Raw genomic sequence first — 16723 nt, 5'->3', positions numbered from 1 at the left:
TCTCGCTCAAGAAGTGGACAGCCAGGTGAGGCAGCCGTTCAACGCGAATTTGCGCTAAACGGCTGAAAGAAAAGACTTTATTCGGCCTTCGAATCGCGCCGCAGCAGCGCGCTGACCGCATCGCGCGGCGCCACGCCGTCGAACAGCACCGCGCAGACCGCTTGGGTGATCGGCATTTCGATTGCATGGGCGCGTGCGATCGAGAGGACCGCCTTCGCGCAGCGCACGCCCTCGGCCACGTGACCGAGGCCGCCGAGGATGTCGTCGAGTGTGCGGCCGCTGGCGAGCTGCAAGCCCACGGTGCGGTTGCGCGATAGATCGCCGGTCGCGGTCAGGATCAGATCGCCGAGGCCGGTCAGCCCGGTAAAGGTTTCCGCGCGCCCTCCAAGCGTCACGCCAAGACGCGACATTTCGGCGAGTCCGCGGGTGATCAGCGCCGCGCGTGCATTGAGGCCGAGGCCGAGGCCATCGGCGATGCCCGTCGCGATCGCGAGCACGTTCTTCACCGCGCCGCCCACTTCGACGCCGACCACGTCGTCGCCGGTATAGATGCGCATCGCGCCGTGATGGAACGCCGCGACCGTGCGTTCGCGGCACGCCGCCGACGAACTCGCAATCGTCAACGCTACCGGCAGCCCCTGCCCGACTTCGCGCGCGAAGCTCGGTCCGGACAACACGCCGTTGCTCGCATGCTCGGGCAATTCCGCCGAGACCGCCTGATGCGGCAACAACTGCGAATCCGCCTCGAAACCCTTGCACAGCCACACGATATGCGCGGGCACCTTGCCGGCATCGCGCATCGCTCGCAACAGACCGCGCAGGCCAGCCACCGGCGTCGCGATCACGCACAGCGCATCGTCGGCGAGCGCGTGATCGAGCGCCGCACCGAGATCCGCTTCGTAGCGGAGCGCGGGCGGCAACGCGACGCCCGCCAGATAGCGGGCGTTTTCGCGCGAAGTGGAAAGCTCGGCGATGAGCGCGGACTCGCGCGCCCACAACACCGTGTCGTGCCTGACGGCCAGATGGCCGGCGAGGGCGGTGCCCCACGCGCCAGCGCCGAGAACGGCGACCTTCATAGCCGGCACTGCCCGCGGCGCCTTAATGCGTGACGCCGCTTTGCGCCGCGCCGTCGCCCTGCTGGGCCGCGCTCATTTGCGCGAGACGCTGCTCGTACAGCGCCTGGAAGTTGATCTCGGCGAGGTGGATCGGCGGGAAACCGGCGCGGGTGATCGCGTCGGCGATGTTCGAGCGCAGGTACGGGAACAGGATGGTCGGGCAGGCGATGCCAACCAGCGGATCGATCTGCTCGGCAGGAATGTTGCGAATGTCAAAAATGCCGGCCTGTTTCGCTTCGATCAGGAACGCGACCTTGTCCGACACCTTGGCCGTAACCGTGCCCGTCACGAGGATTTCGAACACGGATTCTGCGAGGCGCTCGGCCTTCACGTCGACTTCGACCTCGACCGACGGCATTTCCTGCTCGAGGAAGATTGCCGGCGAATTCGGCTGCTCGAGCGACATGTCCTTCAGATAGATGCGCTGGATGTTGAAGAACGGCTGGTTATTCTCGTCGGACATGATGGTATTTCCTGATAGGTATGCGTGGCGGCGGCCGATGCACGCATCGGCCGCCAGATTATTGCGCCGGCTCGCCGGCTCCACGAGGAGCGCGCACGCGCCGGCTTATCGAGTGGTCCGCCCGCTCGCGCGGCGCGAAACGCGCGAACTCAGGCTGCTTCGAGCAGCGGCGTAAGACCGCCCGCGCGATCGAGCGCGGAAAGGTCATCATAGCCACCGACATGCGTCTCGCCGATGAACACCTGCGGCACCGTGCGACGACCCGTCCGGGTCATCATCTCCTCACGGCGGGCCGGGTCTTTGTCGATCAGTACTTTTTCAACCTGCTCGACGCCGCGCGACTTTAAAAGACGCTCGGCCATCTGGCAATACGGGCACACCTGGGTGCTGTACATGATCACTTTGTTCACTTGGCTGCTCCTTGTTTCACAACCGGCATACCGGCTTTCTGCCAGGCGTCGACGCCGCCTTCGAGAACATGGACTTCCGCGTATCCCGCTTCCTGCACGATACGCGCGGCCTTGTTCGACTGCTGGCCGGTCTGGCATACCAGCAGCACCGGGTTGCTCTTGTTCTTCGCGAGTTGCGCGACTTTCGCCTGCAACTCCGCGAATTCGAAATGCCGTGCCGAGGGCAGGTGCCCCTTGGCGTAGTCGGCGGACGGCCGCAGATCGATGACCGCCGCGTTGCGCCGGTTGATCAGTTGGGTGGCTTCAGCGGCCGACAGGCCGCCACGTCCACGCCGACTGATGGTGGGCCACAGCAGCAACCCACCAGAGATAAGGACGATTGCGATCAGGACAAGGTTTGTGTATTCGGTGAAAAACTTCACGGAAGATCCGCCGGAAAGAGAGAAATCGAAAAGGTCAACCCGACCATTATAAAATAACCGTTTGACGCGATGGCGATGCGCCGCCGAAGGCGCCGTACAGCGCGAGACCGCTTCCTCACTACCGACCGGCAAATCTCATGTACAAACTCGTTCTCATCCGCCACGGCGAATCGACGTGGAACAAGGAAAACCGCTTCACCGGCTGGATCGACGTCGACCTCACCGAGCAGGGCAGCCTCGAGGCGCAGCAGGCGGGCGTGCTACTCAAGGAGTCGGGCTATACGTTCGACATCGCCTATACGTCGGTGCTCAAGCGCGCGATCCGCACGCTGTGGCACGTGCAGGACAAGATGGATCTGATGTACCTGCCCGTCGTGCATTCATGGCGCCTGAACGAACGCCACTACGGCGCGCTGTCGGGTCTGAACAAGGCCGAAACGGCAGCCAAATTCGGCGACGAGCAGGTGCTGGTCTGGCGCCGCAGCTACGACACGCCGCCGCCCGCGCTCGAGCCGACCGACGAGCGCGCGCCGTACACCGATCCGCGCTACGCCAAGGTGCCGCGCGAGCAACTGCCGCTGACCGAGTGCCTGAAAGACACGGTCGCGCGCGTGCTGCCGCTGTGGAACGAGTCGATTGCGCCGGCCATCAAGTCGGGGCGCAGCATCCTGATCGCCGCGCACGGCAACTCCATCCGCGCGCTGGTCAAGTACCTCGACAACATCTCGGACAGCGACATCGTCGGCCTGAACATCCCGAACGGCGTGCCGCTCGTCTATGAACTCGACGAAGATCTGAAGCCGATCAAGCACTACTATCTCGGCGACCAGGACGCGATCGCAAAGGCGCAAGCCGCGGTCGCGAGCCAAGGCAAGGCGGGCTGAGCGCGCGTTTCCGGCCGCGGCCCCTCGCCACGGGAAGGCCCGGGGCCGCACGGAGACAACCGGCCCGGCAGGAAAAACTGTATTGCGCCGCGCGACGTATCGCACGGCCCGCCAGCCGCGGGCCGGTTCGCAAGAACCAGGACCTTCCCGTACTGTCGAAGCACGATTGCCTGCACCACGCCCTGAGCAGGCGGGTGTGCAGTTATACTTGTCCGTCCAATCTTTATCGACGCTGCCACGCGCTTCCGACCGCAATAGACTCTATGCGAAAGAACCTGAAAAATATCGGCCTGATTGCCGCGGGCCTTGCTACCGGTGTCCTTGCCACCCTGCAATTCTCCGCCTCGGCCCAGCAACCCGCTAGCGCCGCGGTCGCCCCGCTGCCGCTAGACCAGCTCAGGCTCTTCGCCGAAGTGTTCGGGCAGATCAAGCACGAATACGTCGAACCGGTCGACGACAAGAAGCTTCTCACCTCCGCGATCAAGGGCATGGTGTCGAGCCTCGACCCGCACTCGTCGTACCTCGACAAGACCGATTACGAAGAGCTGCAGGAGCAGACCAAGGGCCGCTTCGCGGGCCTCGGCATCGAAATTTCGTCGGAAGACGGCCTGATCAAGGTGATTTCGCCAATCGAAGACACGCCCGCGTTCCGCGCCGGCATCCGTCCGGGCGACCTGATCACGCGCATCAACGACAAGCCCGTGCGCGGCATGACGCTCGACCAGGCGGTCAAGCAGATGCGCGGCGAGCCGGGCACCAAGGTCACGCTGACCATCTTCCGCAAGACCGACGACCGCACGTTCCCGCTGACCGTCACGCGCGCGATCATCAAGGTGCAGTCGGTGAAGGGCAAGATCGTTGCGCCGGGCTTCGCGTACGTGCGCATCACGAGCTTCCAGGAACGCACCACGCCTGACCTCGCGGCCAAGCTGCAGGATCTGGCGCGCCAGGAGCCGAACCTGAAGGGCCTCATCCTCGACCTGCGCAACAACGGCGGCGGTTTGCTGCAAAGCGCGGTCGGCGTCGCGGGCGCGTTCCTGCCGCCGAATTCGGTGGTGGTGTCGACCAACGGCCAGATTCCGGATTCGAAGCAGATCTATCGCGACACCTACGATAACTACCGTCTGCAATCGTTCGACAGCGATCCGCTGAAAGACGTCCCGGCCATCTTCAAGACCGTGCCGATGATCGTGCTGACCAACGCCTACTCGGCGTCGGCATCGGAAATCGTCGCCGGCGCGCTGCAGGATCAGCACCGCGCGCTGATTCTCGGCAAGACCACGTTCGGCAAGGGTTCGGTGCAAACCGTACGCCCCATGACGGCAGACACCGCGCTGCGCCTGACCACCGCGTATTACTACACGCCGAGCGGCCGTTCGATTCAGAACAAGGGCATCCGCCCCGACCTTCCGGTCGATCAATACGCGGACGGCGATCCGGACGACGCGCTCGTCACTCGTGAAGTCGACTACTCGAATCACCTTGCGAACACGCAGGACCCGAACGAGAAGAAGGAAGCCGAGCAGCGCGAGTCGGAGCGCATGGAGCAGTTGCGTCAGCTCGAAGAGCAGAACGACAAGAAAACGCCGGAGCAGCGCCAGAAGGAACGCGAACGCAAGCCGGTCGAGTTCGGTTCGAACGACGACTTCATGATGCAACAGGCGGTCGGCAAGCTCGAAGGCAAGCCGGTTCAGGAATCCAAGTCGCTGATGGAACGCCGTCTCGCGCAGAACAAGCCGGGCACGTCGGCCTCCGCGCCGGTCGCGGTGAAGCCGACGCAACCGGTGCCGGGCGCATCGGGACCTACGCCGGCTTCGGCACCGGCTCCCGCTGGGAAGTAAGCCGGCAAATAAGCTGGCCAATAAGCTGGCCAATAAGCAGCGAACCCGCGCGTGTCTTCGCAGCACGATAGTCTGCGAAGACACGCCGCAGCAGTTTCAGCACAGGCCGCCGCTTAACCGGCGGCGTCTCACGGCAAGCCGCAGCAGCCACCCTCCCCGCGCGATTAAAATAACAGCCACGAATGCGCGCCGCGGCCCTTCGGCCTGCCTCTCCTTGCGCGACACCGCGACATAGCGACACACCCCACGCGCCCCGCCATGAATGACGATCAACTCCTTCGCTACTCCCGCCATATCCTCGTCGACGAAATCGGCATCGAGGCGCAGCAGCGTTTTATCGACGCCCACGCGATCGTCGTCGGCGCGGGCGGGCTCGGTTCGCCGGCCGCAATGTATCTCGCGGCGGCGGGCGTCGGCCGTCTGACGCTCGTCGATGCCGATACCGTCGACCTGACCAATCTGCAGCGCCAGATCCTGCACGTCACCGCGTCGGTTGGACGCAGCAAGGTCGAGTCCGGGCGCGACACGCTCGCGCAGATCAATCCCGAGGTCGTCGTCAGCGCGGTCGCCGAGCGCGTCGACGATGCATGGCTCGATCGCGAGGTGCCCCACGCGAGTGTCGTGCTCGATTGCACCGACAACTTCGCGACGCGTCACGCGATCAACCGCGCGTGCGTCAAGCATCGCGTGCCGCTCGTGTCCGGCGCGGCGCTGCGCTTCGACGGCCAGATCAGCACCTTCGATTTCCGCGACGAAGCGTCGCCATGCTATGCGTGCGTGTTTCCCGAAGACCAGCCGTTCGAGGAAGTCGCCTGCTCGACGATGGGTGTGTTCGCGCCGACGGTCGGCATCATCGGTTCGATGCAGGCTGCCGAAGCGCTGAAGGTGATCGGCGCAATCGGCACGCCGCTCGTGGGCCGCCTGACGATGCTCGATTCGCTGCGAATGGAATGGAACACGATGCGCATCGGACGTCAGCCGGATTGCCCGGTGTGCGGCCACGCGCACGGCTCTTGAGGCGGTTCCCCACTGCGCGTCCGAACGACGCCGAAACAGAAAAACGCCGCATGGGCGGCGTTTTTTTTCGTTCAACGAGGCGAGACGAAGCGCGTCGGATTCACACCAACGCGACCCGCTTGAGCGCCGCCTGCACCTCTTCCGGCTCGAACGAAGCCAGCACGTCGGCCACGGGCTTTTCGAGCGTTTTCAGATGCGAGCGCAGCACCTCCTGCTTGACCTCGAGCAGTTGGCTCGGATGCATCGAAAACTCGGTCAGACCCATGCCGAGCAACAGACGCGTCAACGCCGGATCGCCCGCCATCTCACCGCACACCGACACCGGTACGCCCGCACGCTTCGCCTCGCGCAGCGTGAACGCGATCAGGTGCAGCACCGCCGGATGCAGCGGGTCGTACAGATGCGCGACCGCGTTGTCCGCGCGATCGATCGCGAGCGTGTACTGGATCAGATCGTTGGTGCCGATCGACAGGAAATCGAGCCGCTTCAGAAACAGCGGCAACGCGATCGCGGCGGCCGGAATCTCGATCATCGCGCCGACCTGCACGTTCGGATCATAAGCAATGCCCGCGTCGTCGAGTTGGCGCTTGGCTTCGCGGATCAGATCGAGCGTCTGGTCGATTTCCTGCGCGTGCGCGAGCATCGGGATCAGGATCTTTACCTTGCCGAACGCCGACGCGCGCAGGATCGCGCGCAGCTGCGTGAGGAACATCTGCGGCTCGGACAGGCTCCAGCGAATTGCGCGCAAGCCGAGCGCCGGATTCACGGCGGTCTCGTAGCCGTCGCCGCCGGCCATCGAATCGAGCGGTTTGTCGGCGCCGACGTCGATCGTGCGGATCGTGACCGGCAAGCCGTTCATCAGTTCGACCGCGCGACGATACGCGCTGAACTGCTCCTCCTCTTCGGCCATCCGGTCCTTGTGATTCATGAACAGGAACTCGGTGCGAAACAGACCCACGCCGGTCGCGCCCGATTCGATCGCCGCGCGCGCATCGTCCGGCAACTCGATGTTCGCGCACAGTTCGATGCGGGTGCCGCACAGCGTTTGCGTCGGCGAGAACTTGAGCCGTTGCAGCTTGCGCTGCTCGAGCTCCTTCTCGCTTTGCCGATACGAGTATTCCTCGAGCACGATCGGCGCGGGATCGACGATCACGATGCCGTGGTCGCCATCGACGATGATCAGATCGTCCTGGCGGATCAGCGCGCTCGCATGCTGCACGCCGACCGCGGCCGGAATGCCGAGGCTGCGCGCGACGATCGCGGTATGCGACGTGCGCCCGCCGAGATCGGTGACGAAGCCCTGGAACGTCTGCGTCTTGAACTGCATCATGTCGGCCGGCGCGATGTCGTGCGCGACGACGATCATTTCATCGCACGCGCCATGCACGTTGTCGACGATGCCCGGCGCACCCGCGAGCGCCTTCAGCACACGTTCGACGACCTGTTCGATGTCGGCTTTGCGTTCGCGCAGGTATTCGTCTTCGATATCGTCGAAATGGCGCGAGAGTCTTTCGAGCTGTTCGGTCAGCGCCCACTCGACGTTGTAGCGGCGCGTGCGGATGAGGTCGATGGTTTCCTGAACCAGCATCACGTCGTTCAGGATCATCGTGTGAACGTCGATGAACGCGCCCATTTCACTGGGGGCATCCGCGGCGAGATCGGCGCGCAGCACGTTGAGTTCTTCATGCACGCGTTGCTGAGCCGCGCGAAAGCGCCCGACCTCCCCTTCGATCTGGGCGGGTTCGATCAGATAGTGGTCTACGTCGAGTGCTGCCGGGGCGATCAGATAGGCCCGCCCGATGGCGATACCGCGCGAGACGGGAATTCCATGCAGCGTGAATGACACGCGCACCTCCTCTAGTTGTGTGATGCCGCGGCAAACCGCTGCAATGCTCTCAGACTGTACCTGGCATTATAAATTCCGCGCCTTTTTGAAGTATGTCGGCGGTGTGTGCAGCGCAGCACGAGTTATTGCAATCAGGTTTCCTCGTACACCGCGAAGCTTCGTTTTATACGCGTCGCGCAAAATATATGGTTTAAACATTGAAAACGCGTGTCGCCCTACGCGCATGTCGCCTTACGCACTCTTCCCCGCGGCTTTCGCGCCGCTTCTATAAGCCTTAATGTCGATTAGCAGCGGGCCTGTTCTGATATTCAGATGTCGGTGGCGAAAAAAAGCCGCGGACTGAGCCGCGGCATTTTCGGGTTTGTCGAACACAAAGCGCGCGGCGTTATTGACCTTCGCCAAATTTATCGGCGATCAGTTTCAACAGCGCGTCCATCGCTTCCTGTTCGTCGGTACCTTCCGTTTCGATCAGCACGGTACTGCCGATGCCCGCGGCCAGCATCATCACGCCCATGATGCTCTTTGCGTTGATACGACGGCCATTGCGGCTCATCCAGATTTCCGCCTGGTAGTTGCCCGCGAGTTGCGTCAACTTGGCCGACGCGCGCGCGTGCAGCCCCAGCTTGTTCACAATTGTCGTTTCTTGTTGCAGCATGTGATGGTCCGAAGCGCGGGTGAATGAAATGGTGAAAAGTCAAACTGCAAAGCGGCTGCAATGCGCTTGGCGCCGTTGCGAAACCGCTTGAATCCGTCGAAGCTTGCCTGCGAACCAGCCCGATTTACAGGCCGGGCGCGTCCGGCTTCTGCGTCAGATCGGCATCGGCCGGCAACGCGGGAACACAGTCGGCGGGCGCCGCGTCAGCCGGCAGGCAATCGGCCGGGCAGGCTGACGCCGCGACCGGTTCCGGCGCCGCGGGTCCGATCGCGTGCACGCCCTTGGTCGCGCCGGCGAGCGCCTTGTCGACGAGCGTGTCGAGCGGCGTCGCGCGATAGCAGACCGCACGCACCAGCATCGGCAGATTGACGCCGCACAGCACGCGCACATCCGGCTCGGTGGCGAGCCGGCCCGCGATGTTGGCCGGCGTCGCGCCGAACATATCGGTCAGCACGAGCGCGCCGTTCTCTTCCTTCAACCGCGCGACTTCCGAATGCGCGAACGCGACGACCTGCGCGGGATCGCAATCCGGCGACACATCGATCACGCCGATACGCGCCGGCAAACCGCCATAGATGTGGGAAATGCAATCGCGCAACGCGGTGGCGAATGGAGCGTGCGCAATGATCAGAATGCCTGCCATGTCAGCCTTACTGCAATAGAACGGCCCCAAAACCGTGGACCGGGACTCGAGCCCGGTTCGCCATCGCCCCGGACCGGCCGTGGGTCGCGAGGGTGGAAATGCATCGTCGGGCGAGCGGGCATTGTAGCAGCCTCATTTTCGCGCCAATCCCGACGGCGCGCCTGATGCGGATTTACTACACAGATTGGGGGTGCGGCCGGGCAATCAAGGCCGCTAGAGTCGGCGCGTCAGCCAACCGCGCGCTCCAGCGCGTCGACGAACATCGCGGCGACGTCGAAGCCAGTCTGATCCATGATCTCGCGGAAACACGTCGGGCTCGTGACGTTGACTTCGGTGAGCCAGTCGCCGATCGCATCGAGTCCGACCAGCAGCAAGCCGCGCGCCGCCAGCACCGGCGCGAGCGTATCGGCGATCTTGCGGTCCTGCTCGCTGAGCGGCCGCGCGACACCAAGTCCACCGGCCGCCAGGTTGCCGCGCACCTCATTACCCTGAGGAATGCGCGCGAGCGAGTATGGCACCGCTTCGCCGCCGATCAGCAGGATGCGCTTGTCACCCTCCTTGATCTCGGGGATGAATTTCTGCGCCATCACCGAGCGTGCGCCGTCGTGGCTCAGCATTTCGACGATCGAGCCGAGGTTCATACCGTCCGCCTTCACGCGGAACACGCCCATGCCGCCCATGCCGTCGAGCGGCTTCAGGATCACGTCGCCGTGCTGTTCGTGGAACGCGCGCAGACGCGCCGGGTCGCGCGTGACCAGCGTCGGCGCGACGAACTGCGCGAACTCGCCGATCGCGAGCTTCTCCGAATGATCGCGGATCGCCTGCGGCTTGTTGAAGACGCGCGCGCCGCCACGCTCGGCCAGTTCGAGCAGCCACGTCGATGTCACGTATTCCATGTCGAACGGCGGGTCTTTGCGCATCACAACCGCGCCGAAGCTCGCAAGCGCGCGCGGCGCGGCGGCATCGGCGACGAACCAGACGTCACGATGCAGATCGGCGGTATCGCCGGTGATCGCAATGCGCTGCACGTTCGCTTCGACATCGCCGCCCGTCCACGCCAGATGCTTCGGCTCGCAGGTGTACACCGTGTGACCGCGGCGCGCCGCTTCGGCCATCATCGCGTAGGTCGAGTCTTTGTAAATCTTGAAATGGCTGAGCGGATCGGCGATGAAAAGAATGTCCATGAAAGTCCCGGTGCGCCCTGACGGGCGTGACATTGTTCGTCAATATAGTCTTTGAAGACGGCGATGGCGGCACGCATGCCGCCATCCTGCCGCGCGAGATGGCTTAGACCTGGATCGCTTCGGGATCGGTCTTTTCGAGTTCGACCGATGCGGCCAGCAACCCGAGCCGCGCCACGACGCCATACATATAGAAGCGGTTCGGCGGCGCCGCGCCGGGCTTCGCGTGCGCATCGGGCAGCGCCGTATGCTCGAAGCCGAGCGGCACGAAGTGCATGCCCGGCGCGTTCAGGTTCTGGTCGCGCTCGCGGCTGCCGTGCACGCGATAGAAGCCGCCCACCACGTAGCGGTCGATCATGTAGACGACCGGCTCGGCGACTTCCTCGCCGATGCGCTCGAACGTGTACACGCCTTCCTGCACGATCACGTCGTGCACTTCGAGGCCGTCCTTGGTCGCGGCCATGCGCGTGCGTTCGCGCTTCGTCAGCGCGGCGACTTCCGACGCGTCGTGCACGGTCATCACGCCCATGCCGTAAGTGCCCGCATCCGACTTGATCACGACATACGGTTTTTCGGAGATGCCGTACTCGCGATACTTGCGCGCGATCTTCTTCAGCACGCCGTCGATCGCATCGGCCAGCGCTTCCTCGCCGGTGCGCTGCTGGAAGTCGACGCCCTCGACGTGCGCGAAATACGGATTGATCATCCACGGATCGATCTCGACCATCTTCGCGAACTTCTTCGCGACGTCGTCATAACACGAGAAATGCGTCGACTTGCGGCGTACTGCCCAGCCCGCATGCAGCGGCGGCAGCAGGTACTGCTCATGCAGATTTTCGAGCACAGGCGGAATGCCGCCGGACAGGTCGTTGTTCAGCAGAATCGAGCACGGGTCGAAGTTCTTCAGCCCCAAGCGCCGCTGCGAGCGCTCGAGCGGTTCGAGCACGAGCTTCTGGCCGTCGGACAGCGCGATCGTGACCGGGCCGTTGATGGTTTCGTCGAGCGTGCCGAAGCGCACGTTCAGGCCCGCCTGGCGCATGATCGACGCAAGCCGGGCGACGTTTTCGAGGTAGAACGCGTTGCGCGTGTGGCGCTCCGGAATCACGAGGAGATTCTTCGCGTCCGGGCAGATCTTTTCGATCGACGCCATCGCGGCCTGCACCGCGAGCGGCAGCACTTCCTGCGGCAGATTGTTGAATGCGCCGGGAAACAGGTTGGTGTCGACCGGCGCGAGCTTGAAGCCCGCGTTACGCAGATCGACGGAGCAATAGAACGGCGGCGTGTGCTCCTGCCATTCAAGCCGGAACCAGCGTTCGATAGCGGGCGTGGCGTCGAGGATCTTCCGCTCGAGGTCGAGCAGCGGGCCGTTTAACGCCGTAACTAGGTGCGGAACCATTGATCACTCGCAGACTGGAGAAAAAAGATTGTAGAGCAAATGCTTTGTCCATTTGGGGACGGTTTCTCCATTCGCAAGCAGACTCGAATGCATTCTCCCTATCTCGATGATAGGCGCGGAAAATTGCCGCTCGCAACCCGATCAGCAAGAAAAAAGCCCGCCATGAAGGCGGGCGAATTTTGCTGCGCTCAGCTTTTTCCAGACTGGCGGGCCCGGGAGCGCGGGCCCGCAGCGGAACAGGTTCTTCGTTATTCGACTTTCTCGCCGTGCAGGCTCACGTCGAGGCCTTCGCGCTCCTGCTCTTCGGTCACGCGGATGCCGATCACCAGGTCGATGATCTTCAGCAGCACGAAGCTCACCCCGCCGCTGTAGATCAGGGTCGTCAGCACGCCCTTCGCCTGCAGGATCACGTTGCCGTCAGCGCCGCCGATGTCCTTGACCGCGAACACGCCTGTGAGGATCGCGCCGATGATCCCGCCGATGCAGTGCACGCCGAACGCGTCGAGCGAATCGTCGTAGCCGAGCTTGTGCTTGAGCCACGTGGCCGACCAGAAGCAGACCACGCCCGCGACGATGCCGATCACCAGCGCGCCTACCGTGCCGACGAAGCCCGACGCCGGCGTCACCGCCACCAGACCCGCGACCGCGCCCGACACGATACCGAGCACCGACGGCTTACCCTTGGCCGCCCATTCGGCGAACATCCACGCGAGCGCCGCCGCGGCGGTCGCCACCTGTGTCGCGAACATCGCGAAGCCGGCACGGCCGTCCGCCGCTACCGCCGAACCCGCGTTGAAGCCGAACCAGCCGACCCACAGCATCGCGCCACCGATCAGCGTCAGCGTCAGGTTGTGCGGCGCCATCGACTCCTTGCCGTAGCCGACGCGCTTGCCGAGCACCAGACAGCAGACCAGACCCGCGATACCCGCGTTGATGTGCACCACCGTGCCGCCCGCGAAGTCGAGGATGCCCGCGGTCGCCAGCCAGCCGCTCGGTTCCCACACCATGTGCGCGATCGGCGAGTAGACGATGACCGACCACAGCGTCATGAACACCAGCATCGCCGAGAACTTCATGCGGTCCGCGAACGCACCGGTGATCAGCGCCGGCGTGATGATCGCGAAGGTCATCTGGTAGACGAAGTAGACCGTCTCGGGGATCGTCGGCGCGAGATGGCTGACGGTCAGCGTCGTGGCCTTGTCGCCCTTGATGTAGTTCATGCCCGTCATGAACACGCGCGAGAAGCCGCCGATGAACGAGTTGCCCGGCGTGAACGCGAGGCTGTAGCCGACCACGGTCCAGACGATCGTCACCAGACAGGTGATCGCGAAGCTTTGCATCAGCGTCGCGAGCACGTTCTTCTTGCGGACCATGCCGCCGTAGAACAGTGCGAGGCCCGGGATCGTCATGAACAGCACCAGCGCGGTGGAAGTCAGCATCCACGCGGTGTCGCCGGAGTTGATCTTCGACGAATCGACCGAGAACGGTGCGGTCGGCGCGGCCGGCGCGGCTGCGGCTGCGGCAGCCGATGCGTCCGTGGCGGCCGGTGCGCTTGCGGCCGGCGCGGCGGACGCTTCGGCGGCGGGAGCCGAAGCAGCCGGGGCAGCGGCTGCGGCGGAGGCGTCCGGTGCGGGCGCGCTCGCCGTCGTATCGGGAGCGGAGGCGGCCGCGGGAGCGGACGCGTCGTCCGCGAGGGCGGTGCCGACACCGGCCGCGAGCAGCGAGCCGGCCATCAGCAGGGACATCATGAGTTTGCGCATCTTGGTTTTCCTCTTGTCGCGATCCGTGTCGCTATGCTTTGATTTTTTACAGTGCGTCCGCGCCGGTCTCGCCGGTGCGGATCCGAACCACCTGCTCGATCGGCGTGACGAAGATCTTGCCGTCGCCGATCTTGCCGGTTCGCGCGGCGCGCTCGAGCGCCTCGATCGCCTGATCCACGATGTCGTCCGATACCGCCGCTTCGATCTTCACCTTCGGCAGAAAATCGACCACGTATTCAGCGCCCCGATACAGCTCGGTGTGGCCCTTCTGCCGTCCGAAGCCTTTGACTTCGGTCACCGTGATGCCCGACACGCCGATCGCCGACAGGGCTTCGCGCGCTTCATCCAGCTTGAACGGCTTGATGATTGCGGTAATGAGTTTCATAAAATCCTCGCTAGTTGTTGCTGAACCGTTGCTGCCCCGTTGCGTACCCGTGACCGCGGTCTCCTGCGCTCCCGGTAAAAGTGCCTTGGCAGTGCGCGCGCGGCAGTAACAGCAACTCCTATGCCATATCGTGTCTGACTGCGCGTCGCGCGCGTGGCGCAGCGCGCCCGGGCGCCCTTGTCCGAACGGCCAGCGGCGCGGCCGGCGGTGGCGCGGCGGGGGGATCGTTGCTAGAGTGTTCGAACGTTCTGAACGCGAGGCGCGCACCAAACACGCTCACGAGGCCGCGGCAGCGAAGCAGCCGCGCGCACCAGGACCGCCCATTCGCCGCAACGGGGCGCAGGCGCAATGAAACATGCACATTTTTTGTGCACCAAGGGGAACACGATGAAACAACCGAACGACGTTTTTAACGACTTCCAGGCTCGCGTCAGCGATCTGTTCAAGAATTCGCCTGCCAAGGATGTCGAACGCAACGTCAAAGCAATGCTGACGCAGGGCTTCTCGAAGCTCGATCTGGTCACGCGTGAGGAATTCGATACGCAGACCCAGGTGCTCGTGCGTACGCGCGCGCGCCTGGAAGAACTCGAGCGCCGCGTCGCCGAGCTCGAACAGAAGCTGCCGCTCACGCAGACGCCATAAGCACTGGTTGCAGCCTTAGCGTTTGCGCAGTGCCGCACATCACCGGCAAGCGGGCCGTGACGTCATCAGCGTTTTAGGGGATTTGCGCGCGAAGTGAGCGCGCTGTCCGACGGGAGGGAATATGTCGCTTGCCGTGGTGCGCAGCCGCGCGCCGGCCGCTGGCCGTGCGCCCGAAGTGACCGTCGAGGTTCACCTCGCCAATGGACTGCCGTCCTTTTCGATCGTCGGCCTGCCCGACCTGGAAGTGCGCGAGAGCCGTGAGCGCGTGCGCGCGGCGCTGCAGAACTGCGGTTTTGATTTCCCGGTCCGCCGCATCACTGTCAACCTCGCGCCCGCCGATCTGCCGAAAGAATCCGGTCGTTTCGATCTGCCTATCGCGCTCGGCATCCTCGCCGCGAGCGGGCAAATTCCGGCCGAATCGCTGCTCCATCGCGAGTTCGCCGGCGAGCTGTCGCTGACCGGCGCGCTGCGGCCGATGCGCGGCGCGTTCGCGATGGCATGCGGCACCGCGCGGGGCGCTCTGACGAGCGCAGACGCCGCCGGCGCAGACGCCCACGCATCATCTGAAACGCGTTCCGCGTTGCCAGCCCTCCTCGATCAGGTAACCGCACAGGCGTTTCATACCCCACAGCTTTACCTGCCGGCCGCTAGTGCGGCGGAAGCGGCGCTCGTGCCCGGTGTCGACGTGTTCGGCGCCGCCGATCTGCCGTCGCTATGCGCGCACCTCGCAGGCGCGCCGGACGCGCGTCTTAGCCCGGTCGCCGCACCCGAGCTCCACGAGCACGCCGGCGCTCCGGCGCCGGACATGGCTGACGTGATCGGCCAGCGTGCCGCGCGGCGCGCACTCGAAGTCGCGGCGGCCGGCGGCCATCACGTGCTGTTGATCGGGCCGCCCGGCGCCGGCAAGTCGATGCTCGCGGCGCGCCTGCCCGGCCTGCTGCCGCCCATGACCGACGACGAAGCGCTCGCTTCCGCCGCGCTGCTGTCGGCGAGCCGCATCGGCTTCAAGCCGTCGCAGTGGCGGCAGCGGCCGTTTCGCGCGCCGCACCATTCGTCGAGCGCGGCGGCGCTGGTCGGCGGACGCAATCCGCCGCAGCCTGGCGAGATCACGCTCGCGCATCTGGGCGTCCTGTTTCTCGACGAGCTTCCCGAATTCGACCGCGTGGTCCTCGAAACGCTGCGCGAGCCGCTCGAAGCCGGCCGCATCACGATCTCGCGCGCCGCCTGGCAAGCGGACTTCCCCGCTGCCTGCCAACTGATCGCCGCAATGAACCCGTGCCCGTGCGGCTGGCGCGGCGATCCGGGCGGGCGCTGCCGCTGTACGCCCGAAGTTGCGGCGCGCTATCTGCGTAAATTGTCGGGACCACTGCTCGACCGCATCGACATCCAGCTGGAAATTCCGGCTCTGACCGCCACCGAACTCGCGGCCCGCGCCGCTACCGCCGGCGAAGCAAGCGCGGCGATCGCACACCGCGTGAGCGCTGCGCGCGAGCGGCAACTGGTCCGGCAAGGCAAGACCAACCGCGAACTGGACGGGCGCGAAGTCGACGATGTGTGCCGCCCGGACGCAGCAGGCGAGGCACTGTTGCGCGAAGCCGGCGAGCGGTTTGGGTGGTCGGCGCGCGCGTACTACCGGGTGTTGAAGGTCGCGCGCACCGTCGCGGATCTGGCTGGCGAGGCGATGCCGAGCGCCGCACAGGTCGCCGAGGCAATCCAATACCGCCGCGCTTTTGGCTCGTTATGATGAGAAAAAACTACTGTCAAGACTTGACTTATTCACACAGCCACGATCCTGTTAGATTTTGATACAAGTCGAAAGCGCGCCGACAGGCATCTCTCCAAGCCACTGATTTAATTGACTTTTTTAAAACGCCCTGCGCTCATGAATTTTGACGAAAGGCCCGTCTGATGGGCTTTTGCGGCCTTTGAAGGCGACTTCTCAACAGAGTTATCCACAGGTTGTGCGCGTAACTCAAAAAGCTCAACGTAAACCGGCAATTAGCGCGCAAACCTGCGAAGGAACTTTCACTGCATTCGGCATTCTGAGACGCGTCCGTTCGGCC

Annotated in this window: 16 protein-coding genes; 5 read left to right on the top strand and 11 right to left on the bottom strand. The window is 64.4% G+C overall.

The genetic code is table 11. The annotated features are described in order from the left end of the window. Positions 1–77: 77 nt before the first annotated feature. From AB3X96_RS02485 to AB3X96_RS02470, 4 genes are all read right to left on the bottom strand, one after another. Positions 78–1076, bottom strand: coding sequence for an NAD(P)H-dependent glycerol-3-phosphate dehydrogenase (locus tag AB3X96_RS02485; RefSeq protein WP_368588459.1), 999 nt, complete (start codon positions 1074–1076; stop codon positions 78–80). A 22-nt stretch (positions 1077–1098) separates the two neighbouring features. Next, entirely contained in the window at positions 1099–1578 is a 480-nt protein-coding gene (secB, locus tag AB3X96_RS02480; RefSeq protein WP_176109659.1) for a protein-export chaperone SecB, read from the bottom strand. Between the two features lie 149 nt (positions 1579–1727). Next, positions 1728–1988: a glutaredoxin 3 gene (grxC, locus tag AB3X96_RS02475; protein WP_062125843.1), complete on the bottom strand. Its 261-nt coding sequence runs from the start codon at positions 1986–1988 to the stop codon at positions 1728–1730. After that, positions 1985–2410: a rhodanese-like domain-containing protein gene (locus AB3X96_RS02470; protein WP_129963020.1), complete on the bottom strand. Its 426-nt coding sequence runs from the start codon at positions 2408–2410 to the stop codon at positions 1985–1987. Before AB3X96_RS02470 ends, grxC begins: the two co-directional genes overlap by 4 nt. Before the next feature lie 137 nt (positions 2411–2547). On the opposite strand from AB3X96_RS02470, the gene gpmA reads away from it, so the two are divergent. The 3 genes from gpmA to AB3X96_RS02455 all read left to right on the top strand — a co-directional run bounded on the left by gpmA (position 2548) and on the right by AB3X96_RS02455 (position 6152). Next, positions 2548–3294: a 2,3-diphosphoglycerate-dependent phosphoglycerate mutase gene (gpmA, locus tag AB3X96_RS02465; RefSeq protein WP_176109660.1), complete on the top strand. Its 747-nt coding sequence runs from the start codon at positions 2548–2550 to the stop codon at positions 3292–3294. A gap of 263 nt (positions 3295–3557) precedes the next feature. Beyond that, the gene (locus tag AB3X96_RS02460; RefSeq protein WP_368588458.1) at positions 3558–5135 is read left to right on the top strand and encodes a S41 family peptidase; all 1578 of its coding nucleotides are present in this window, start codon (positions 3558–3560) and stop codon (positions 5133–5135) included. A gap of 258 nt (positions 5136–5393) precedes the next feature. Further along, complete coding sequence (locus tag AB3X96_RS02455) at positions 5394–6152, top strand: molybdopterin-synthase adenylyltransferase MoeB (RefSeq protein WP_176125099.1); 759 nt, start codon at positions 5394–5396, stop codon at positions 6150–6152. A gap of 100 nt (positions 6153–6252) precedes the next feature. Here the strand turns inward: AB3X96_RS02455 and ptsP are convergent, their stop codons facing one another. The 7 genes from ptsP to AB3X96_RS02420 form a co-directional block, all read right to left on the bottom strand. After that, positions 6253–7998 carry a phosphoenolpyruvate--protein phosphotransferase gene (gene ptsP, locus AB3X96_RS02450; RefSeq protein WP_176109663.1) on the bottom strand — a complete coding sequence of 582 codons (1746 nt, stop codon included), beginning with the start codon at positions 7996–7998 and terminating at the stop codon, positions 6253–6255. A gap of 385 nt (positions 7999–8383) precedes the next feature. Continuing rightward, entirely contained in the window at positions 8384–8653 is a 270-nt protein-coding gene (locus AB3X96_RS02445; protein ID WP_013088266.1) for an HPr family phosphocarrier protein, read from the bottom strand. 124 nt (positions 8654–8777) lie between these two features. Then, positions 8778–9296 (bottom strand): PTS sugar transporter subunit IIA, encoded by a 519-nt coding sequence (locus tag AB3X96_RS02440; RefSeq protein ID WP_368588457.1) that lies wholly within the window; start codon positions 9294–9296, stop codon positions 8778–8780. 227 nt (positions 9297–9523) lie between these two features. Continuing rightward, entirely contained in the window at positions 9524–10480 is a 957-nt protein-coding gene (gene gshB / locus AB3X96_RS02435) for a glutathione synthase (protein WP_176109665.1), read from the bottom strand. Between the two features lie 103 nt (positions 10481–10583). After that, positions 10584–11873: a glutamate--cysteine ligase gene (gene gshA / locus AB3X96_RS02430; RefSeq protein WP_018434736.1), complete on the bottom strand. Its 1290-nt coding sequence runs from the start codon at positions 11871–11873 to the stop codon at positions 10584–10586. Between the two features lie 248 nt (positions 11874–12121). Continuing rightward, positions 12122–13633 (bottom strand): ammonium transporter, encoded by a 1512-nt coding sequence (locus AB3X96_RS02425; protein ID WP_368588456.1) that lies wholly within the window; start codon positions 13631–13633, stop codon positions 12122–12124. Positions 13634–13679: 46 nt separating this feature from the next. Next, on the bottom strand, positions 13680–14018 hold the full coding sequence (locus AB3X96_RS02420) for a P-II family nitrogen regulator (protein ID WP_013088261.1): 339 nt from the start codon (positions 14016–14018) through the stop codon (positions 13680–13682). 387 nt (positions 14019–14405) lie between these two features. Between AB3X96_RS02420 and AB3X96_RS02415 the strand changes: the two genes are divergently transcribed. Together AB3X96_RS02415 and AB3X96_RS02410 are read left to right on the top strand one after the other, a co-directional pair. Further along, on the top strand, positions 14406–14660 hold the full coding sequence (locus AB3X96_RS02415; protein WP_176109667.1) for an accessory factor UbiK family protein: 255 nt from the start codon (positions 14406–14408) through the stop codon (positions 14658–14660). A gap of 121 nt (positions 14661–14781) precedes the next feature. Continuing rightward, a complete protein-coding gene (locus tag AB3X96_RS02410) occupies positions 14782–16404 on the top strand; it encodes a YifB family Mg chelatase-like AAA ATPase (protein WP_368588455.1) in 1623 nt (540 codons plus the stop codon). The last annotated feature ends 319 nt before the right edge of the window (positions 16405–16723 follow it).

The organism is Paraburkholderia sp. BR13439, assembly GCF_040948805.1.
Lineage (GTDB): Bacteria > Pseudomonadota > Gammaproteobacteria > Burkholderiales > Burkholderiaceae > Paraburkholderia > Paraburkholderia youngii.
Note: the sequence above shows the minus strand (reverse complement) of the source record. Positions and strands in the feature narration are given on the sequence as shown.